Origin of the sequence: Nocardia barduliensis (genome assembly GCF_013315795.1) — a bacterium.
Classification (GTDB): domain Bacteria; phylum Actinomycetota; class Actinomycetes; order Mycobacteriales; family Mycobacteriaceae; genus Nocardia; species Nocardia barduliensis.
In genome coordinates, this window is the sequence record NZ_JABLTE010000144.1 from 1 (window position 1) to 15,603 (window position 15,603).

17 protein-coding genes are annotated in these 15,603 nt (G+C 69.5%); 5 read left to right on the forward strand and 12 right to left on the reverse strand.

Features of this window, described 5'->3' with window-relative positions; translation table 11 throughout:
* On the reverse strand, nucleotides 1-578 hold a 578-nt coding region (locus HOV91_RS35085), incomplete at its 3' end, for a TerD family protein (protein ID WP_174189528.1).
* 204 nt (nucleotides 579-782) lie between these two features.
* Entirely contained in the window at nucleotides 783-1,079 is a 297-nt protein-coding gene (locus tag HOV91_RS35090) for a hypothetical protein (protein ID WP_043724307.1), read from the reverse strand.
* A 414-nt stretch (nucleotides 1,080-1,493) separates the two neighbouring features.
* On the opposite strand from HOV91_RS35090, the gene HOV91_RS35095 reads away from it, so the two are divergent.
* Complete coding sequence (locus HOV91_RS35095; RefSeq protein WP_174189529.1) at nucleotides 1,494-1,682, forward strand: hypothetical protein; 189 nt, start codon at nucleotides 1,494-1,496, stop codon at nucleotides 1,680-1,682.
* Nucleotides 1,683-1,843: 161 nt separating this feature from the next.
* On the opposite strand, the gene HOV91_RS35100 is transcribed toward HOV91_RS35095, so the two are convergent.
* The 3 genes from HOV91_RS35100 to HOV91_RS35110 form a co-directional block, all read right to left on the reverse strand.
* Complete coding sequence (locus tag HOV91_RS35100) at nucleotides 1,844-2,548, reverse strand: DUF6081 family protein (RefSeq protein ID WP_174189530.1); 705 nt, start codon at nucleotides 2,546-2,548, stop codon at nucleotides 1,844-1,846.
* A gap of 25 nt (nucleotides 2,549-2,573) precedes the next feature.
* Complete coding sequence (locus HOV91_RS35105) at nucleotides 2,574-3,485, reverse strand: SAM-dependent methyltransferase (protein ID WP_174189531.1); 912 nt, start codon at nucleotides 3,483-3,485, stop codon at nucleotides 2,574-2,576.
* Between the two features lie 175 nt (nucleotides 3,486-3,660).
* On the reverse strand, nucleotides 3,661-4,128 hold the full coding sequence (locus HOV91_RS35110; protein ID WP_174189532.1) for a pyridoxamine 5'-phosphate oxidase family protein: 468 nt from the start codon (nucleotides 4,126-4,128) through the stop codon (nucleotides 3,661-3,663).
* A 343-nt stretch (nucleotides 4,129-4,471) separates the two neighbouring features.
* Here HOV91_RS35110 and HOV91_RS35115 point away from each other — a divergent pair, with 343 nt between their 5' ends.
* The gene (locus tag HOV91_RS35115; RefSeq protein WP_174189533.1) at nucleotides 4,472-5,359 is read left to right on the forward strand and encodes a Sco1979 family transcriptional regulator; all 888 of its coding nucleotides are present in this window, start codon (nucleotides 4,472-4,474) and stop codon (nucleotides 5,357-5,359) included.
* A 721-nt stretch (nucleotides 5,360-6,080) separates the two neighbouring features.
* On the opposite strand, the gene HOV91_RS35120 is transcribed toward HOV91_RS35115, so the two are convergent.
* Nucleotides 6,081-6,830 carry an LGFP repeat-containing protein gene (locus tag HOV91_RS35120; RefSeq protein ID WP_174189534.1) on the reverse strand — a complete coding sequence of 250 codons (750 nt, stop codon included), beginning with the start codon at nucleotides 6,828-6,830 and terminating at the stop codon, nucleotides 6,081-6,083.
* A gap of 210 nt (nucleotides 6,831-7,040) precedes the next feature.
* Between HOV91_RS35120 and HOV91_RS35125 the strand changes: the two genes are divergently transcribed.
* Entirely contained in the window at nucleotides 7,041-7,601 is a 561-nt protein-coding gene (locus tag HOV91_RS35125; RefSeq protein ID WP_312884894.1) for a LysE/ArgO family amino acid transporter, read from the forward strand.
* A 9-nt stretch (nucleotides 7,602-7,610) separates the two neighbouring features.
* Here HOV91_RS35125 and HOV91_RS35130 read toward each other — a convergent pair whose 3' ends face one another.
* Entirely contained in the window at nucleotides 7,611-8,417 is an 807-nt protein-coding gene (locus HOV91_RS35130) for an LLM class flavin-dependent oxidoreductase (RefSeq protein WP_174189536.1), read from the reverse strand.
* Nucleotides 8,418-8,844: 427 nt separating this feature from the next.
* Between HOV91_RS35130 and curA the strand changes: the two genes are divergently transcribed.
* Nucleotides 8,845-9,861: an NADPH-dependent curcumin/dihydrocurcumin reductase gene (gene curA, locus HOV91_RS35135; RefSeq protein WP_174189537.1), complete on the forward strand. Its 1,017-nt coding sequence runs from the start codon at nucleotides 8,845-8,847 to the stop codon at nucleotides 9,859-9,861.
* Here curA and HOV91_RS35140 read toward each other — a convergent pair whose 3' ends face one another.
* The 4 genes from HOV91_RS35140 to HOV91_RS35155 form a co-directional block, all read right to left on the reverse strand.
* Entirely contained in the window at nucleotides 9,862-10,215 is a 354-nt protein-coding gene (locus tag HOV91_RS35140; protein ID WP_174189538.1) for a hypothetical protein, read from the reverse strand.
* Between the two features lie 84 nt (nucleotides 10,216-10,299).
* Nucleotides 10,300-11,127, reverse strand: coding sequence for an SAM-dependent methyltransferase (locus HOV91_RS35145; protein ID WP_174189539.1), 828 nt, complete (start codon nucleotides 11,125-11,127; stop codon nucleotides 10,300-10,302).
* Nucleotides 11,128-11,279: 152 nt separating this feature from the next.
* On the reverse strand, nucleotides 11,280-12,026 hold the full coding sequence (locus HOV91_RS35150) for an IclR family transcriptional regulator (RefSeq protein ID WP_174189540.1): 747 nt from the start codon (nucleotides 12,024-12,026) through the stop codon (nucleotides 11,280-11,282).
* A gap of 352 nt (nucleotides 12,027-12,378) precedes the next feature.
* Nucleotides 12,379-12,534 carry a hypothetical protein gene (locus HOV91_RS35155; RefSeq protein WP_174189541.1) on the reverse strand — a complete coding sequence of 52 codons (156 nt, stop codon included), beginning with the start codon at nucleotides 12,532-12,534 and terminating at the stop codon, nucleotides 12,379-12,381.
* A 350-nt stretch (nucleotides 12,535-12,884) separates the two neighbouring features.
* Here HOV91_RS35155 and HOV91_RS35160 point away from each other — a divergent pair, with 350 nt between their 5' ends.
* Nucleotides 12,885-13,163: a hypothetical protein gene (locus tag HOV91_RS35160; protein ID WP_174189543.1), complete on the forward strand. Its 279-nt coding sequence runs from the start codon at nucleotides 12,885-12,887 to the stop codon at nucleotides 13,161-13,163.
* 75 nt (nucleotides 13,164-13,238) lie between these two features.
* Here HOV91_RS35160 and HOV91_RS35165 read toward each other — a convergent pair.
* A partial coding sequence (locus tag HOV91_RS35165) for an ATP-binding protein (protein WP_174189542.1) occupies nucleotides 13,239-15,603 on the reverse strand: 2,365 nt, incomplete at its 5' end.

The following is a 15,603-nucleotide window of genomic DNA, read 5'->3' on the forward strand; positions in this document are numbered from 1 at the left end:
GGTTGATACGTGGGCGCGGGAGCCGGAGGGGACGGAGCGGGCGGCGGAGCCGGAGCGGACGGCATGGGAGGCGGAGCCGGTTCGTCGTCGATGTTCACGCCGAAAGCCGTTGCGATACCGGCCAATCCGTTGTCATAGCCCTGCCCGACCGCGCGCACCTTCCAGCTGCCGCCGCGGCGGTAGATCTCCACGCACACCACGGCGGTCTCGGTGCTCAGCCCGGTCACCGGGAAGGCCAGTGTGCCGGACGGGGAGGCAATGGTCGCGCGCAGCGAGCCCGCGGCCGCGAAAGTGGGCGGACCGCTGCCGTCCAGGCTCGCGGTGACGACGACGCGCTCCACGTCACCGGGCAGCGCGCCGGTCTGGATGTCCACCACGTCACCGGCGCCGCGGCCGTGCCGATAGGTGACGCCCGGCGCGACCGGTTGGTTGAAGAACACGAAATCGGCGTCGGAGCGCACCCGTCCCGCCGAGTTCAGCAGCAGCGCCGAGACGTCGACCGGAGCCGAGCAGGTGACGGTCACCGTCAGCCGGTCGCCGGGCGCGGGGCGGTTCTCACCGCGGGCGAGGTCGGTCACAGCAGGCCGTCCGATCCGCGGGGGCGCCCTCGGGTTGACATGCGATTCACGGATCCAGTGTGTCGTGCACCGGGAACGCGCGCCACATGCTCGCCCCGTCCGCGCGTTCACCAGGCATTTCGCGGGCGCGTCGCCGGTGCGCCGATCGCTTGTGACGCGACTGGAGCCCGGCCGTGTCGACCGGGCTCCAGTCGGGAGCGGGGGTCAGAGGACTTCGGCGTACATGGTGCCGTCGAGGATGCCGAACTCGACCTGCCCGGGAAACAAGGGCAGTGCGCCGGTGGCGTGCTGGGTGTGGTTGATGGCGATGGTCTCGGTGGCCCACCGGTGCAACGGCTCGGGTAGCCGCAGGACCCGGTGGTCGGTGCAGCGGACGTACGGGTAGGTGATCTCGCCGGGCCGGGCGAGCGGGTTGTGGATGTCGAGGGCGGCGATGTCCAGGACCAGTCCGGTGTGCTTGGCGGAGGCGACGGTCGGTGGCTGCAGTTCGATGTCGTCCATGACCGAAGACGGTAACTCGAAGGATGCCCGATGTGGGTTATTCCGCGCGAATGTCCGTGGGATTTCATGGGAAGTGGGGGACGGCGAGGTTCATCGAATCGGGTGAACCCCACCGCTACCACCAGCGATCGCGGCCGGCTTGGGCATACCGGGGCCGCGCTGGATGTCCCGGAGCCACCGGGACTGTGCCGAGCCTAAGCGACGCTGGAGGTTCGCGGTGGCGTTTCCCGGAAATCGGCGAGGGTGGCCGCCCGGCCCGGACCGGGGAGCGACCGGCCGGTAACCCGCGTCGGAATGTCCGGTTCGCGGGAGGGCGGCTTAGTATGCGAGCGGCGTGAATGAAGCTGTGCGCGTTGAGTATCCGGCACGGCTGTGGGTGCTGTTCGTTTTTTCTTCAGGAGAGGGTGTAAAGACGTGCTCTATGTAGTCATCGCGGCCATTGTCATCACGTTGTTGGCCGTGTCGGCCGCGGCGATGGTCTGGGATCCGCGCCGTCGTGCCGAGCTGGACGAATACGAGTACGACATGGACGAGGACGCGGGCGCGTCGGACGGGTACGCCCGCCAGCACAGCGTCGAATGGCCGCGCAGGGAGAGCGTCTGATCTGTGGGGACGGCCGCCCCGCGGGCGTGAGCGAATCCGGTGCCCAGCCGAATGCGGCTGGGCACCATTCGTTTCGGCGGCCCCCACGCGTTCAGGCAGACTCCACGTGTTCAGGCAGACTCCACGTGTTCAGGCAGACACCGCGCGGTCGGCGTGCCCGGTCAGTTCACGGTGAAAGCACGCCATGCCGCGTGCAGGCCCTGCCCGCGCAGCGAGGTGCTGTGCCCGTCTTCGATCGGATGCAAGGTGATGACGCCGAAGCCGATCTGCACGGTCTCCGGCAGCTGTGGCGCGTAGGCGCGGTACACCGGGATGCCGTCCACGTACCAGCTCGCGGTGCCCGCCGCACGGTCCAGGGTGACGGTGTAGCGGTGGAACTCGCCGGGCTTGATGTCGACTCCTGCCAGCGGGGCGTGCACGACGTGGCTGAACGCCTCCGCCGCGGGGACGACGCCCGGCACGAGCAGCCGTTCGTGGATTGCGTACGCATGCTTGCTCGTCGCGATCAAGTCGAAGACCTGGGCGCTGCTCATATCGAGGACATTGAACGCGGCGAACCCGTCGCGGTAGTCCTCGCCGGTGACGCCGATGTTCTGCGCCGCCATGTCGACCGCGAAAGTCCGTGGTCCGCCGGTGAGATCGAACGCCTCGGTCGACACCAGCAGATGCTTCGGGTTGTCCAGGATCTGGACCTCGGCATGGGAGCGGGTGAACGCATCGATGCGGACCGACACGGTGCCTTCGCCGATCTCGGTGCGGGCGGCCGGGTCGGCGTAGCGCCAGGACTGGCCGTCACCGAGGGGAACCTCGAGGAAGCGCCACCGGTCTTCGCGTAGATCCGGTCCGTTCAGGTCGTCGTATGTCATGTGGGGCAGTCCTCTCAGCCGAGTCCTACTCGGCGGGATCCGATAGGTCGTCCTGGGTCGCCCGGCGGCGCAGGGTGGTCACGACGCCGTTCGACGATCCGGATTTGTAACCGACACCGCCCAGCAGCAGACGTTCCTCGGTCAGCCGCGGACGCAATGCGGGCCCCATCGGCCACCAGTCGTCGAGTTCGACCAGTCCGGGCTCGATCAGTTCCAGATCACCGAAATACGAGGCGATCTGCTCTCGAGTGCGGTACCAGCCGGAGCCCAAGCCCATTTCGGTGAACCGCCGTTGCAGCTCGATGGCCATCTCGTGCGCCTCGCCGCCGTCGGCCGGATCGTAGAAATGCGTGATCGCGACGTAGGAGCCCGCGGGCAGCGCATCGATGTAGCGGCGCATGATCCCCGCGGGATCGAGATCGTCGTCGACGTGATGCAGGATGCCGCAGAGGATCAGCGCCAGCGGGCGAGCGAGATCGAGGTGCGGGGTGACCTCGGAATGTGCCAGCAGGGTATCCGGATCGGTCAGATCCGCAGGCACGAAATGCGTGTACGCGTTGCGCTCGAGTAGGACGCGGCCGTGGATGTTGCAGACCGGGTCGTTGTCGACGTACACCACGCGCGCCACGGGATTCTCCTGCTGCGCGATCTCGTGGGTGTTGCCGACGGTCGGCAGACCCGCGCCGATGTCGAGGAATTGATCGATGCCCGCGGTCCCGGCCAGGTATCGCACCACGCGGTGCAGCCAGCGCCGGTTCATGCGGGCCACGTCGCTCTGGCGCGGCGCGACTTCGGCGACTTTGTCGCGCACGTAGCGGTCGACCTCGTAATTGTCCTTGCCACCGAGGGTGGCGTCGTAGACGCGGGCGATACTCGCGCGTGTCGTGTCCACGCCGACCGGTGCGCGGACACCGGTCTGGGGAGCGGGATCGGACATGGAGACCTCTCTCTGGTTTTCGTCGCCTGGCTCACCAGCCTAGGGTTCGCCGAATCACCGGGCAATCCGTCGGATGCGTTCGGCCAGTGTGGATTTCGTCGCCCTGCCGGTGTCTGCGGTACTCGACGGGATGTCGAAACTGGTCGGTATGTAGTGGATGATCGCGCGGGGCGACTCAGGACGCGCCGGGCCGGTGCAGGACACGTCCGGGCAGCCAACCGCCCGCGACGTGCGTCACGCGCCACCAGTCGATGTGCACCACCACCGCCTCGATCGGCGTCGACAGGAACGGTTCGATCTGCGGTTCCTTGTCCAACAGCGCTCGGAAGGTCTCCTCCCGCTCGTGCGTTCCCGTTCGCGCCACCGCCGTGCCGAGGCCCTGCGCGAACGGGTCGAGGAATCCGCCGGGGACGACCTTGACCCCGATACTCGGATTGGTTCGCAGACAGTCCAACGTACGGCCGCCGGACTCGAGCACGAGCGTCAAGCGGAACGGATCCCCGTCCAGCTCGGCGAAGAACGCGTTCGAGCACCAGTTCACGCCGTCCTTCGACGTCGCGAGGTCGATGCTGGTGAAGCCGAGTACGCCGGTCAGCTTGTCGCGGATGTCCTGATCGGTGATCTGCACGTCGTTCGATGTCATGTCGCGCTCCGTGGTGGGGGACGGGTGCTGTGATCCGCGGCCGACGCTGCCGAGGAGGGGACGTTCGACGGGCCCATCGTCGACGTCGTGGCACTCCTCATCCGCCGGGCCACCGTCGAAGGCGACTCTACGCACACCTGTCCCGCCGTGCGCCGATTCTGGAACAACATATTGCGTTGTCCCTCTTGCGAATCCATGCGTGCGCACCCAATTTCCGGCACGCGCCCGCATCGGGGCGGTCGTCCGGGTTCCGCCGAGTAGGATCGTCAGCCGACGTTTCAGAAAGCTGTGATGGTGGAGGCACTACGCCCCGCGGCTAACCCCCGATCGGCCGGAGGCACGCATGAGCAACGACGACGACAGCGCGGATTTCCCTGCCGCGGAACGTGGTCCGACGGTTCTGCGGATCGCGCTCGGCAGCCGGTTGCGTCAGCTGCGCGAGGCGGCCGGGATCGGCAGGGAGGCCGCGGGCGACGCCATCCGCGGATCGCACGCCAAGATCAGTCGCCTCGAGCTCGGCCGCACCGGGTTCAAGGAACGCGATCTGCGCGACCTGCTGAGCCTCTACGGAGTTGTCGACCCCGCTGAACGCGAAACCTACTTCGAGCTGGCTCGCCGGGCCAACGACCCGGGTTGGTGGCAGCACTACAGCGATCTGCTCCCGGCCTGGTTCGAGACCTATCTCGGCCTCGAACAGGCCGCCACCACCATCCGCACCTACGAGGCGCAATTCGTGCCGGGTCTGCTGCAGACCGCCGACTACGCGCGCGCCGTGATCCAGCTCGGCAACACCGACGAGACCGAACGCCGCGTCGCCATTCGCATGCGCCGCCAGGAGATCCTCTACCGGGCGGCCGCCCCCACGCTGTGGGCGGTCGTCGACGAGAACGCGCTGCGCAGGCCGGTCGGCGGGATGGAGGTGCTGCGCGAGCAGATCGAGCATCTGCTCGCGATGGCCGACCGTCCCAGCATCAGGATCCAGGTGCTGCCCTATTCGGCGGGCGGGCACTCGGCCGCGGGCGGTCCGTTCAGCATCCTTCGTTTCCCGGAACCGGAGCTGGCCGACATCGTCTACACCGAGCAGCTCACCAGCTCGCTGTACTTCGACAAGCAGCGCGACGTCGAGCTGTATATGTCGGTCATGAACCGGCTCAGCGTGGAGGCGCTGTCCCCGGTCGAGAGCGTGGGCTTCCTGCGGGATCTGATCACCGAGATGCGATCCGGCGAATAGGGCGCCCGGCCGGCGATCGGGCGGACCGGCGTCTCGTGCCGGGAGTTTGCCGATCGAGTCGCTCGTCGCCTCGCCCGGGCTGCGATGGGGTGCTCGGCGCGGACGTGTGAGGGGTATCGGAGAACCGGTCGGTCTGCTCGGTTCAACGACGCTGCGCGCGAAAGTCGAAGCCTCGGAATCCGATCCTCGCTTCGAGGCTCGAAAGGCGTTGGCGGCAAGGTGAAGTCGTCGAGATGGCGTCGGCGAAAGGTAACAGTTCTGCATCTGGACCGCTCGATCGATGCTTAGTTGTTATCAATCGTGATCCGTTCACCTCGATTTTCGAGGTTTTCCAGCCCGGGGGCGCGCATGCACATGCACGCGCGCCTGTATGTACTGATGGACGATCACCGATGCGACGCGCCCGCTGGGATGTGGCAGTATCGCTCCCGAGGTCGGGGTCTGAGGATCGAGCTCGGGCACTGGCTGGTTCGGCCGCGGCGGCCCCAGCGTGAGTTGGGGTCGCCGGCGGAACCATCGCGAACCGCTCCGCTGTCCGGATTGCCCGGAGTTCACGGGGTCAGCACTATCCGGATCGGATCGCCCTTTTCGCCCTCCAACGCGCGCACCGCTTGCTCCGCTTCGGCCAGCGGGAGGACCGCAGTCGCCGACTCGGCGAAATCGAAGCAGACCGATCGGTCGACGTGCGCGCTGCGCGAAGCCGCCGCCGGCGGCGGTTCGGCTAGGGGGTCCAGGTGATGCGGCCGCCTTCGAAATCCTGGGCTTTGCCGTTCTCGAAGTCGTACTCGTCGCTGGTCGGGTAGCCGTAACGGCCCGCTTCGCCGCCCGCGGCCTCCCAGGATTCGCGAATGGCTCCCCAGATGACGTGCGGGCCGGTGCGCACGGACGAATAGATGGCGCCGCCGCCGAAGAGGTTGTAGCGTCCGTTGCCCGCGCGGGCGGGGGATTCGTCGGTGATGGGGAAGCCCAGGGGGCTGCTCTCCCAGCCGTAGGACGCCCACTTGTCGCGGATCACGCCGCCGATCTGGTGCGCCGCCGTGCCGAGGGACCAGTAGATGGAGCCGTTCTGGAAGACGCTGAAGCTACCGGGTTTCGACGGCGTCGCCGCCTCCCGGGCCACGGGGTAGCCGAGCGCCCCGCTCTCGAAGCCCAGGGTGCCCCATTTGTCGCGGATCGCGCCGCCGACCTGATGGGCTCCGCTGTCGGGATGGAAGTAGATGGACGAGCCGCGCTCGAACGCTTGGTAACGGCCGCCGCGGGCGGCGGGTGACTCGGGTGTGACCGGGTCGCCGAAGAACGCCGGTCCTCCCGCCTGGTCGTATTCGACCTCGATCGCTCCGCCGACGTCGTAGGGGCCGATCGGGCGTGCGGCCGCATCGGGGCCGATGCCGGCGAACAGGGTGCCGAGCGCGGCCGTGACGGCCAGAGCGCCGCGGGTGCGCGAGCGGTGCGGGCGACGGTGCCGTGCCAAGGTGAACTCCTGTGCATCTCGGGTGGGTGCGGGATGGCGCTGAAGCTGTGGTCGGCGTTGCGAAGATCAAATTACCTCGCGGCGTCCCGATGCGGAGGAATACGAGGTACTCGACCGGCCTGGTGTCGTGGGCCTCGCGCCTGCGCGGACAGTCGGCGAGAGCGGCCCATCCAACTCGTGCGGGGCTCCGAACAAACTGGCGGTGCTACCGTGCCCACGGTCGCGCCTTCTCGGATACGGACCCGCCGGGCCAGGAGGCTCGCACTCCTGACCCGGCGGTGTCGAACGCCCGAAGGCGGTGCCGGGCATGGTGTTCGGTCGCGGTCATCGCAGCACGTTCGCCGCCTCCGCCGCGATGGTGGCGGCGACGGCGCTGAGCGCGGCGGAGTCCAAGCGCCACTGCTGGGTTACGCGGTCCTGGCGGCACGACGGGCGTTCGGCAGCGCCGCGCTCAACGCCGAAGCGGGGCGGACCACCGCGGCGCTCGGCGCGACGGTAATTACCGCCCTGGCGCTGACCTGGCTCAACCCGCACGTCTATCAGGACACCGTGGTGTTGCTCGGCTCCTTCGCCGCCGGTTACGCGAGCCCCGATCGCTGGTTCCTCGGCGCGGGGGCGATGCTGGCCGGCGTGCTGTGGTTCACCGCGCTCGGTTTCGGAGCGCGACTGCTCGGTCCGCTGTTCGCCCGTCCGCTCGCCTGGCGGGTGCTGGACTCGGTGATCGCGGCCGTGCTGCTCGGCCTCGGGCTGGGATTGTTGTGCACCGGCTGAGGATCGGAATCAAAGCTGTTCTTTGATCTTCGCGGCGAACTCGTAGCCGGCTTGCCACTCGGCCCCCGATGGGGCCAGTACGACACGTTCCGCGCCCGCCTCCGCGTAGGCGGCCAGTTGCTCCGCCGCCTGCCCGGGATCAGTGGCCAGAGGTGGCGCCACGACCGTCACGCTGAGCGGTCCCCGACCGCGTTCGGCGGCGAGGGCGGCCAACTCGTCCACGCTCGCGCGGACCTGACGCGGTTCGAGTCCGATGGCGACCCAGCCGTCGGCATAGGCGGCGGCGCGACGGCGAGCGCGCGCGCCGTCACCCGCGACCAGTACCGGCGGCATGGCCGCGCCCGGCGCCAGGGTGACCTCGGTACCGTCCGGCAGGAGGGTCGGCCGGCCCGCGACCAGGCCGGGCAGCAGGCGCAGCGCCTCGTCGGTGCGACGGCCGCGCTCGGTGAAGGGCACGCCCGCCGCGCGCCATCCGACATCACCGTGTGCCGGGTTGCCGGTGCCGACCCCGAGGATCAGCCGGTCGCCGGAGACGTACTGCAGGGCCGCGATCTGCTTGGCCGCCCACGCGACCGGCCGCAACGCGAGCAACAGCACGCCGTAGCCGATGCGGATGCGGTCGGTCACGGCGGCGGCGGTGGCCAGCACCACGCCGCTGTCCAGGATCGGCGCGCTGGCCACGAGATGATCGGTGGACCACACCGAGTCGAGGCCGATCTGCTCGGCGAGGCGGGCGGCGGCCCGCACGTCCCCCAGGATGGGATGCGCGGGATCGGGCGTCGAGGTGGGCAGGATGGTGCCGATTTCCAAGCTCATGGTCTCGACGCTACGAAGCCGCGCCGCCCGTGCCAATGTTCGGCTCGCTCGAGCGGATATCCAGAACGCTCATCCCGAAACTGCTGTGGCCAGAGGTTGCGTCATTCGGTACTTGAACGGCATAACCCTTTGCGCCACAGTGTTTTACGTCATTCGGTACGCGAATGGCCGGATTCCGTGGCGGTGGTCGGCGTGTACGGCCGGGCAGCCTGGTCGGCCAGCGCCTGCGGCACCGCGCTGGAGCGGCGCGGACATCGTCGACGCGGTCGCATTCTTCGCCTCCGACGACGGGCGCTGGGTCACCGGCCGGACGCTGAAGGTGAACGGCGGCGTGTTCCTCGGGCCGAAATCGCCGTCCTGGGGTGATCGCCGGACACGATCGGGCGCGGGCGGCTCGGGGGGCCGCGCTCCCGGCTAGGGTGGGCGCATGGTCGAGTCGACGCGAATTGTGCTTGCTTCCCGGCCGGTGGGTGCGCCCACGCCGGAGAATTTCCGGATCGAGACCGTGGAACTCCCCGCTCCGGCCGAAGGGGAAGTTCTGCTGCGCACCCGGTATCTCTCGCTCGACCCGTACATGCGCGGCCGGATGAGCGCGGCGAAGTCCTACGCCGAACCGGTGGAGATCGGCGCGGTGATGGTCGGCGCCACCGTGGCCGAAGTGCTCGAGTCCCGCGACCCGTCGGTGGCGAAAGGCGATGTGGTACTGGCTTATTCGGGGTGGCAGACCCATGACGTCGCGCCGGCCCGCGGCGTGCGCAAGCTCGATCCGGCCGCGGCGCCGGTCTCGACCGCGCTGGGCGTGCTCGGTATGCCGGGCTTCACCGCCTACGCGGGGCTGCGCGAGATCGGCAAACCCCGGCCCGGTGAGACGCTCGTGGTCGCCGCGGCCACCGGACCGGTGGGTTCGGCCGTCGGCCAGATCGCCAAGCTCGGCGGCACGCGCGCGGTCGGCATCGCGGGCGGGCCGCGCAAGGTCGCCTACCTGAGCGAACTCGGCTTCGATGTCGCGCTCGACCACCGCGCCCCCGATTTCGCCGAGCAGTTGGCGGCAGCGGTTCCCGACGGCATCGACGTCTATTTCGAGAATGTCGGCGGCGCGGTGGCCGACGCGGTCTATCCGCTGCTGAACACCTACGCGCGGGTGCCCGTCTGCGGGCTGATCGCCAACTACAACGCGGTGGGCGCGCCGGAGGGCCCCGACCGGCTGGCCGGCTTCTACGGCCGCATCCTGACCAAGAGTCTCACGGTGCGCGGATTCATCCAGACCGAGTTCGTCCGCGCGTTGTACCCGGACTTCCTGCGCGAGATGGGTGATTGGGTGGCCGACGGGCGGGTGCGGTACCGCGAGGACGTGGTGTCCGGCCTGGCCGCCGCCCCGGAGGCGTTCATCGGCATGCTGGAGGGCCGCAATTTCGGCAAGGTGGTCGTGCGCGTCGCGGAGTGATCAGCGCGCGACCGCGCCGCCGCCGATGCCGAGATAGACCGTCATCAAGACGAACAGGAACCAGCCCGCGCCCTGCCAGATCGGCCAGGTCCGGCCGCGCCGCCACTGGAGGTAGGTTTCGACGAAAGCGCCGATGCCGCCGATCAGCAGCACCGCCGACGGTCCGAGCACGATGGCGACCTGGGCGGGGGTATCGCACAGCAGCCGCTCCCGCTCCGCGCATTCGCGCTGGGCGGCCCATAGCAGGCTCAGCAGGAAGACCAGCGCGGCGCTGGCGAGCACCGAGGCCACGTAGGTCGCCGCGCGGCGGAAGCCGCGTGGATCGTGCCAGCGCTTCTCGACGTCCTCGACCATGTTCACCACCTCGCCGTCCGTGGCCGCGGGTCCCTGGCGACGTGATTACCGAACGGGGGCGGCTCAAACGCCGCCCGCGCCTGCTCAGGGTTTGCGCCCGACCCCCGCCCAGTACCAGGCGGACCGCTGGTCGTCGGCGATGACTTCCGAGTCCGGCCGCCAGGCGTCGACCGGCACGACGCCCGGATCGACGAGTTCGGTCCCGGCGAAGAAGGATTCGGTTTCCGCGCGGCTGCGGGGCTGGAACGCGATGCCCGCGCGCTGGGCGGCGGCTGCCGCGCGCGCCATGGCCCGCGGGTCGAAATCGGCGGTCGAATGGGTGAGCACCAGGTAGCTGCCGGACGGCGCCGCCTCCAGCAGCCGCCCGACGACGCCGTACGGGTCGTCGCTGTCCCGGAAGAACATCATGATCGCGACCAGCATGATCGCCATCGGCCGGTCCGGGTCGAAGGTCTCGGCCAGGGCGGGCGCCGCCAGGATGGATCGGGGATCGCGCAGATCGGCGTCGAGGAAAGCGATTCTGCCCTGCGGCGTGCTCGCCATCAGGGCTCTGGCGTGGGCGAGCACCAGTGGATCGTTGTCGACGTAGACCACGCGCGCGGCCGGATCGATCCGCTGGGCCACCTCGTGGGTGTTGCCCGCGCTGGGCAGGCCGGTGCCGATGTCGAGGAACTGATCGATGCCCGCCGCGCCGGCCAGATGACGTACCGCACGGCCCAGGAAGGCGCGATTGGCGCGGGCCATGTCGCGGATGTCGGGGATGTGCGTGGCGATCGTGTCGGCGAGGGCGCGGTCGGCGGGGTAGTTGTCCTTCCCGCCGAGCCAGTAGTCGTAGACCCGCGCCTCGTGCGCGAGGGTTGTGTCGAGCTTGCGCGACGACCCGGCGCGCACCCGCGCGTGACCATCCGGCATGGCGGCTCCCTTCCGCGGCTGCGCCGGGTACGACCGGCGCAGCTCTCCGGTCGCCTCCCGAATGACGACCTCGCACTATGGTTTACGCGTCAAGAATAGGGTGGCGCACCCGCGACCGCGGTTGTTCGACCGAATCGTCGGTTTCCGGGAACCTAGTCGGCGGCGAACCTGTCCGCGATCTCCTGCGCGGTGACCTTCGCGAGTTCGACGAAGAACGGCACCCGTTCGGCGATCATGAGCGTGGTGGGGCCGCGCAGGCCGAGGGCGAAGCGGCAGCGGCCCGCCGGGTCGAGGAGGGGCAGGCCGATGGTGCGGAAGCCGGGATCGAGTTCCTCGTCGTTGTAGGCGTATCCGCGTTCCCGCGTGGCGAGCAGTTCGGCACGCAGCGAGCCCGGTCCGGCCACCGAGCGCTCCGTTCCCTCGTCGTAGGGGAGCTCGCGTAACTGCTCGTCGGTGACGTCGGACCAGGCGAGCAGGGCTTTGCCGAGTGCGCTGGCGTGCAGGGGAAGTCGCACGCCCTGCAGTTCGTGTCCGTCGGTCTCCCGCCACCGGCTGGTGCCGAGCAGTACGGCGTGGATGCCGTGGCGGGTGGCGACCGAGCAACTGGCTCCGGTGGTCCCCGCGAGCTGCTCCAGATACGGTTCGGAGAGGTAGATCCGGTGCTGGCGGTAGGCGAGCTGCCCCCACTCGGCCAGCGCGCCGCCCATGCGATACCGGCTCGATTCGGCGCTCTTCTCCAGGAAGCCCGCCTGGACGAGCGTGGTCAGCAGCCGGTGCGTGGTGCTGACCGCCAGACCCTGTCGCCGCGCCACCTCCGAGACGCCGCGCTCCCGGCCGTCGCGGAAACTGTCCAAGACCGAGAGGGCGCGGGTGACGGTTTGCACGCCGGAGGGTTCCACGAAGGCGACCGTAACACAGCAGTGCCGACCAAAGAGTTTGCGTTTTCCGTTATTTGGAAGCTTGAGTGAGTGTGGCGTATTTGCTTCCGTAACATCCTGGTGTAGAAGCGGTTCGCGGCTCGTTTGCTTGAGTGGTACACGAACTAGATATTTCAAGTGTTCCGATACGCGGAAAGCTTCCGTGAACGTTCGACCTGCTGGCCGAGGACGATTCGCGTGCGGGACGCGGCGGTCCCGCCGTGGATCGGCGAGACGGTGACCGCGAGAGCCGGTGTAGCGGTGTGATCGGACGATACGACGGGCCGGAGTGCCGGAGCGACGCCCTGGCCCGTCGTGGATGTTCGACGAGGGGTCAGCGCGGCGAAATGTCCGGTCGGCCGCCGTGTTTTTCGGTGGAGCGCAGCTCGAACCAATAGGCGGCGAAAACGGTGGCGTAACCGGCCACGACGGCGGTCGCGGTGACGATCAACAAAGTGATCAGTAGTGGAATCAGAAAAGCGGTGTGCATTGTGCCCTCCCCGCGGTCACGGTGATCTCGGCGGAAGATCCGGCGCCGCACTGCACCGACATGATGTCAGCCCCTGCACTCACTGAAAGCGTAGAGGTCATTGCCTCGCCTTGCACGGTGGGCCGCTGTGAGTTGAATCATCCGAGCCACGGAGTGTCGCGGGGAATACATCCGGACCATGCGGTTCAATTGATCTTGTCACGACATGACCACGCCACGGGACCGCCGGATCGGCGGCCGCAGGCGTCGCAGTGCCCGTGGCGCGCCGAAGTCCTCGGTAGCGCAGCTCTTTGCCTCGAATTCTGTCTCCACCGTCATCTCGGCATGCGAAAAGGAGCCCGAACGTGAGCATGATTCTCGCCGCGCTGCACGACACCGTGATCGCGCAGTTCGAAAACCCGACCCCGGAAGAGCCGCCGTTGGCCGACAAATTGATGCAGATGGGCCGCTATTTCACCTGGCTGGTCCAGCTGTCCGGCATTACGGCGATCACCTACGGCGGTGGCCGGTTCGCGTGGGAGAAATGGAACGGCGGCACGCTGCAGTCACCGAAGATGGTGGCCAGCGCGATGGCGGGCGGCGCGGTGGCGACGAGCGCGGGCACCATCATGAACGCGATCATCGGCTGACCACGGCCCGGACTCGTACCGCACCGGCTCGACGTTCCCGCGTCGGGCCGGTGCTGCGCACCGGCGGTGGCTCCTTCACCGCCGTGCCGCGGGCACGGCGTCCGGGGAGGTGTCCCCGGTCGAAGGACGGCGGGTGGCGTCGAGCACGGCGCGGGCGGCCAGATCGCGAGCCTGAAGCGGCGTCAATCGTGTTCCCGCGGTGTGACTTTCGGTGAAAGCGTGGTCGCCGAGCGCCGTTCTGGCGAGGTTCGCGGGGCGGTCGATGTCGGGGCGTTCGGCGGGCAGCAGCGCGATGCCGTTGGCCTCGCGCACGGCCTCGGCGGCGCCGAGCAGACGCGCGGCGGCCTCCGGCTCGCCCAGCTCCGACAGCGCCGAGGCGAGCGCGGCCAGCGCGAAGACGGTGTCGCGTGGCGCGCCGATGCGCTGGGCGCCGTCGAACGCGTGCGAATACAGGGCGAACGCCGCGGCCAGGTCACCGCGGCCTTCCAGGAGGTAACCCAGTTCGACCTGGAGCATCGGCAGGAACAGCGGAGTCTCCGCGCCTTCGGCGAGGGGGAGTGCGAGCAAGTCGCGCAGGATCCGCTCGGCGACCTCGGGCCGGCCGTCGCGCCGCGCGGTGAACGCGAGCACGACCGCGGCGAACAGCCTGCCCGGTTCGTACCCGTGCTCGGCTGCGATCCGCTGCGCCTGTTCGCCGAGCGCACGGGCCCGGGCGAAATCGGTGTGCTGCATGGCGATCCAGCCCATCCAGCACAGATGGGTGCACGCCTGCCCCCACAGCTCGAGCTCCCGCGCCAGGCCGAGAGCCTCGGCGTGGATATCCGCGGCCGCGGCCAGTTCGCCGGTCAGTTCGGCCAGCCCGCCGAGCCATTCCGCGGCCTGGAGCCTGCCCCAGCGGTCGTCCAGCTCGGCGAACAGCCGCGCGGCCGTGCGCGCGTGCCGCTCCAGCGCTGCCAGGTCCACGCGATTGTGGGCCGCCTTGGCCAGCGCCACGTGTCCCGCGGCCACGCCCCAGCGGTCGCCGAGTTCCTCGAAGACCGCGAGCGCCTTGCGCAGCAGAGCTTCCACCTCGGTCACGTCCCCGGAGTCCAGCGCGGACGATCCGAGAAAAAGCTCCGCACGCGCCCGCCCCAGCGGATCGTCGAGCGTGTCGTACAGCGCGAACACCGCGGCTCGCTTCGCCGCCCCGTCACCGAATTCGCCTTGCTGGAAGGCGAATCCGGCGTTCCACGCCAGCGCTCGGGCGCGGTGCCGCGGCGACCCGCCGAGCGCGAGCGCCGCGTCCAGCCAGCGGCGCGCCTCGCTCAGCTTGCCGCGCAGCTGCCAGTACCACGCGAGCGCGTTCACCAACCGCAGCGCTCGGTCCGCCTCGCCCGCGCGGAGGAAACCGTCGAGCGCCGCCCGCAGATTCGCCGTGTCCTCGTCGAGCCACCGCAGCCAGCGCCGCTGGTCGGCGCCGTAGAGCTCGGGCTCGGCCCGCTCGGCCAGCCGCAGATAGTAGCGGTGGTGGGCCCGGTGCGCCGCGTCGAACTCGTCCGCGTCGGCCAGCCGGTCGAGGCTGAACGCGGCCACCGATTCCAGCAAGCGGTAGCGTTGCCCGGCCGGGTGCACCAGCGACCGGTCGACCAGGCGTCCGACGACGTCGGCGACGACCGATTCGTCCACCGCGCTCGCGCCTTCGCCGGAGCACACCGCCTCCGCGGCCGCGAGCGTGCATCCGCCCGTGTGCACCGCGAGCCTGCGCAACACCGCCTGCTCGGTAGCGTCGAGCAGGCCCCAGCTCCAGTCGATCATCGCCGCCAGCGTCCGCTGTCGCGGCGGCACTCCGCGGTGCCCGGTGGCCAGCAGCTTGAACCGGTTGTCGAGCCGGGCGACGATCTCGTGCACGCCCAACGCGCGCACCCGGGTGGCGGCCAGTTCCAGGGCGAGCGGAATGCCGTCGAGCCTGCGGCAGAGGGTGGCCACCGGCGCCGCGGTGTCGGCGTCGAGCACGAAGTCTCGGGCGCCCGCCCGTGCGCGCGTCACGAACAGGCGCACCGCGCCGGTCCGGGCGATGTCGTCGAGCGCCGCGTCCCTGGCGGGCACCTCGAGCGGTTCCAGCGCCAGGATCTCCTCACCGGGCAGCCGGAGCGGTTCGCGGCTGGTGGCCAGGATGCGCAGTCCCTCGGCCGCGCTCAGTAGCGATTCGGCCAGCTCGGCGGCTCGATCCACCACGTGTTCGCAGTTGTCCAGCACCAGCAGCAGTTCGCGGTCGGCCAGCGCGTCGTGCAGCAGCCCGGTGGTGTCGGCGCCGTCGGCCGGCTGGATGCCGAGTACATCGGCCACGGCATCGGCGAGGAACGACGTGCGGTCGGTCGAGGTCGGTTGCAGCCCGGCCAGTTCGACCAGCCAGCTACCGTGGGCGAACCGCTCGGTCAGCGCCGCGGCGGCGGCGAGCGAC

Excerpts from the sequence above, each read along its gene's own strand:
- HOV91_RS35090 (WP_043724307.1), bottom strand. The coding sequence starts at position 1,079 with ATGGACGACATCGAACTGCAGCCACCGACCGTCGCCTCCGCCAAGCAC.
- HOV91_RS35100 (WP_174189530.1), bottom strand. The coding sequence starts at position 2,548 with ATGACATACGACGACCTGAACGGACCGGATCTACGCGAAGACCGGTGG.
- HOV91_RS35105 (WP_174189531.1), bottom strand. The coding sequence starts at position 3,485 with ATGTCCGATCCCGCTCCCCAGACCGGTGTCCGCGCACCGGTCGGCGTG.
- HOV91_RS35110 (WP_174189532.1), bottom strand. The coding sequence starts at position 4,128 with ATGACATCGAACGACGTGCAGATCACCGATCAGGACATCCGCGACAAG.
- HOV91_RS35115 (WP_174189533.1), top strand. The coding sequence starts at position 4,472 with ATGAGCAACGACGACGACAGCGCGGATTTCCCTGCCGCGGAACGTGGT.
- HOV91_RS35130 (WP_174189536.1), bottom strand. The coding sequence starts at position 8,417 with ATGAGCTTGGAAATCGGCACCATCCTGCCCACCTCGACGCCCGATCCC.
- curA (WP_174189537.1), top strand. The coding sequence starts at position 8,845 with ATGGTCGAGTCGACGCGAATTGTGCTTGCTTCCCGGCCGGTGGGTGCG.
- HOV91_RS35140 (WP_174189538.1), bottom strand. The coding sequence starts at position 10,215 with ATGGTCGAGGACGTCGAGAAGCGCTGGCACGATCCACGCGGCTTCCGC.
- HOV91_RS35145 (WP_174189539.1), bottom strand. The coding sequence starts at position 11,127 with ATGCCGGATGGTCACGCGCGGGTGCGCGCCGGGTCGTCGCGCAAGCTC.
- HOV91_RS35155 (WP_174189541.1), bottom strand. The coding sequence starts at position 12,534 with ATGCACACCGCTTTTCTGATTCCACTACTGATCACTTTGTTGATCGTC.
- HOV91_RS35160 (WP_174189543.1), top strand. The coding sequence starts at position 12,885 with ATGATTCTCGCCGCGCTGCACGACACCGTGATCGCGCAGTTCGAAAAC.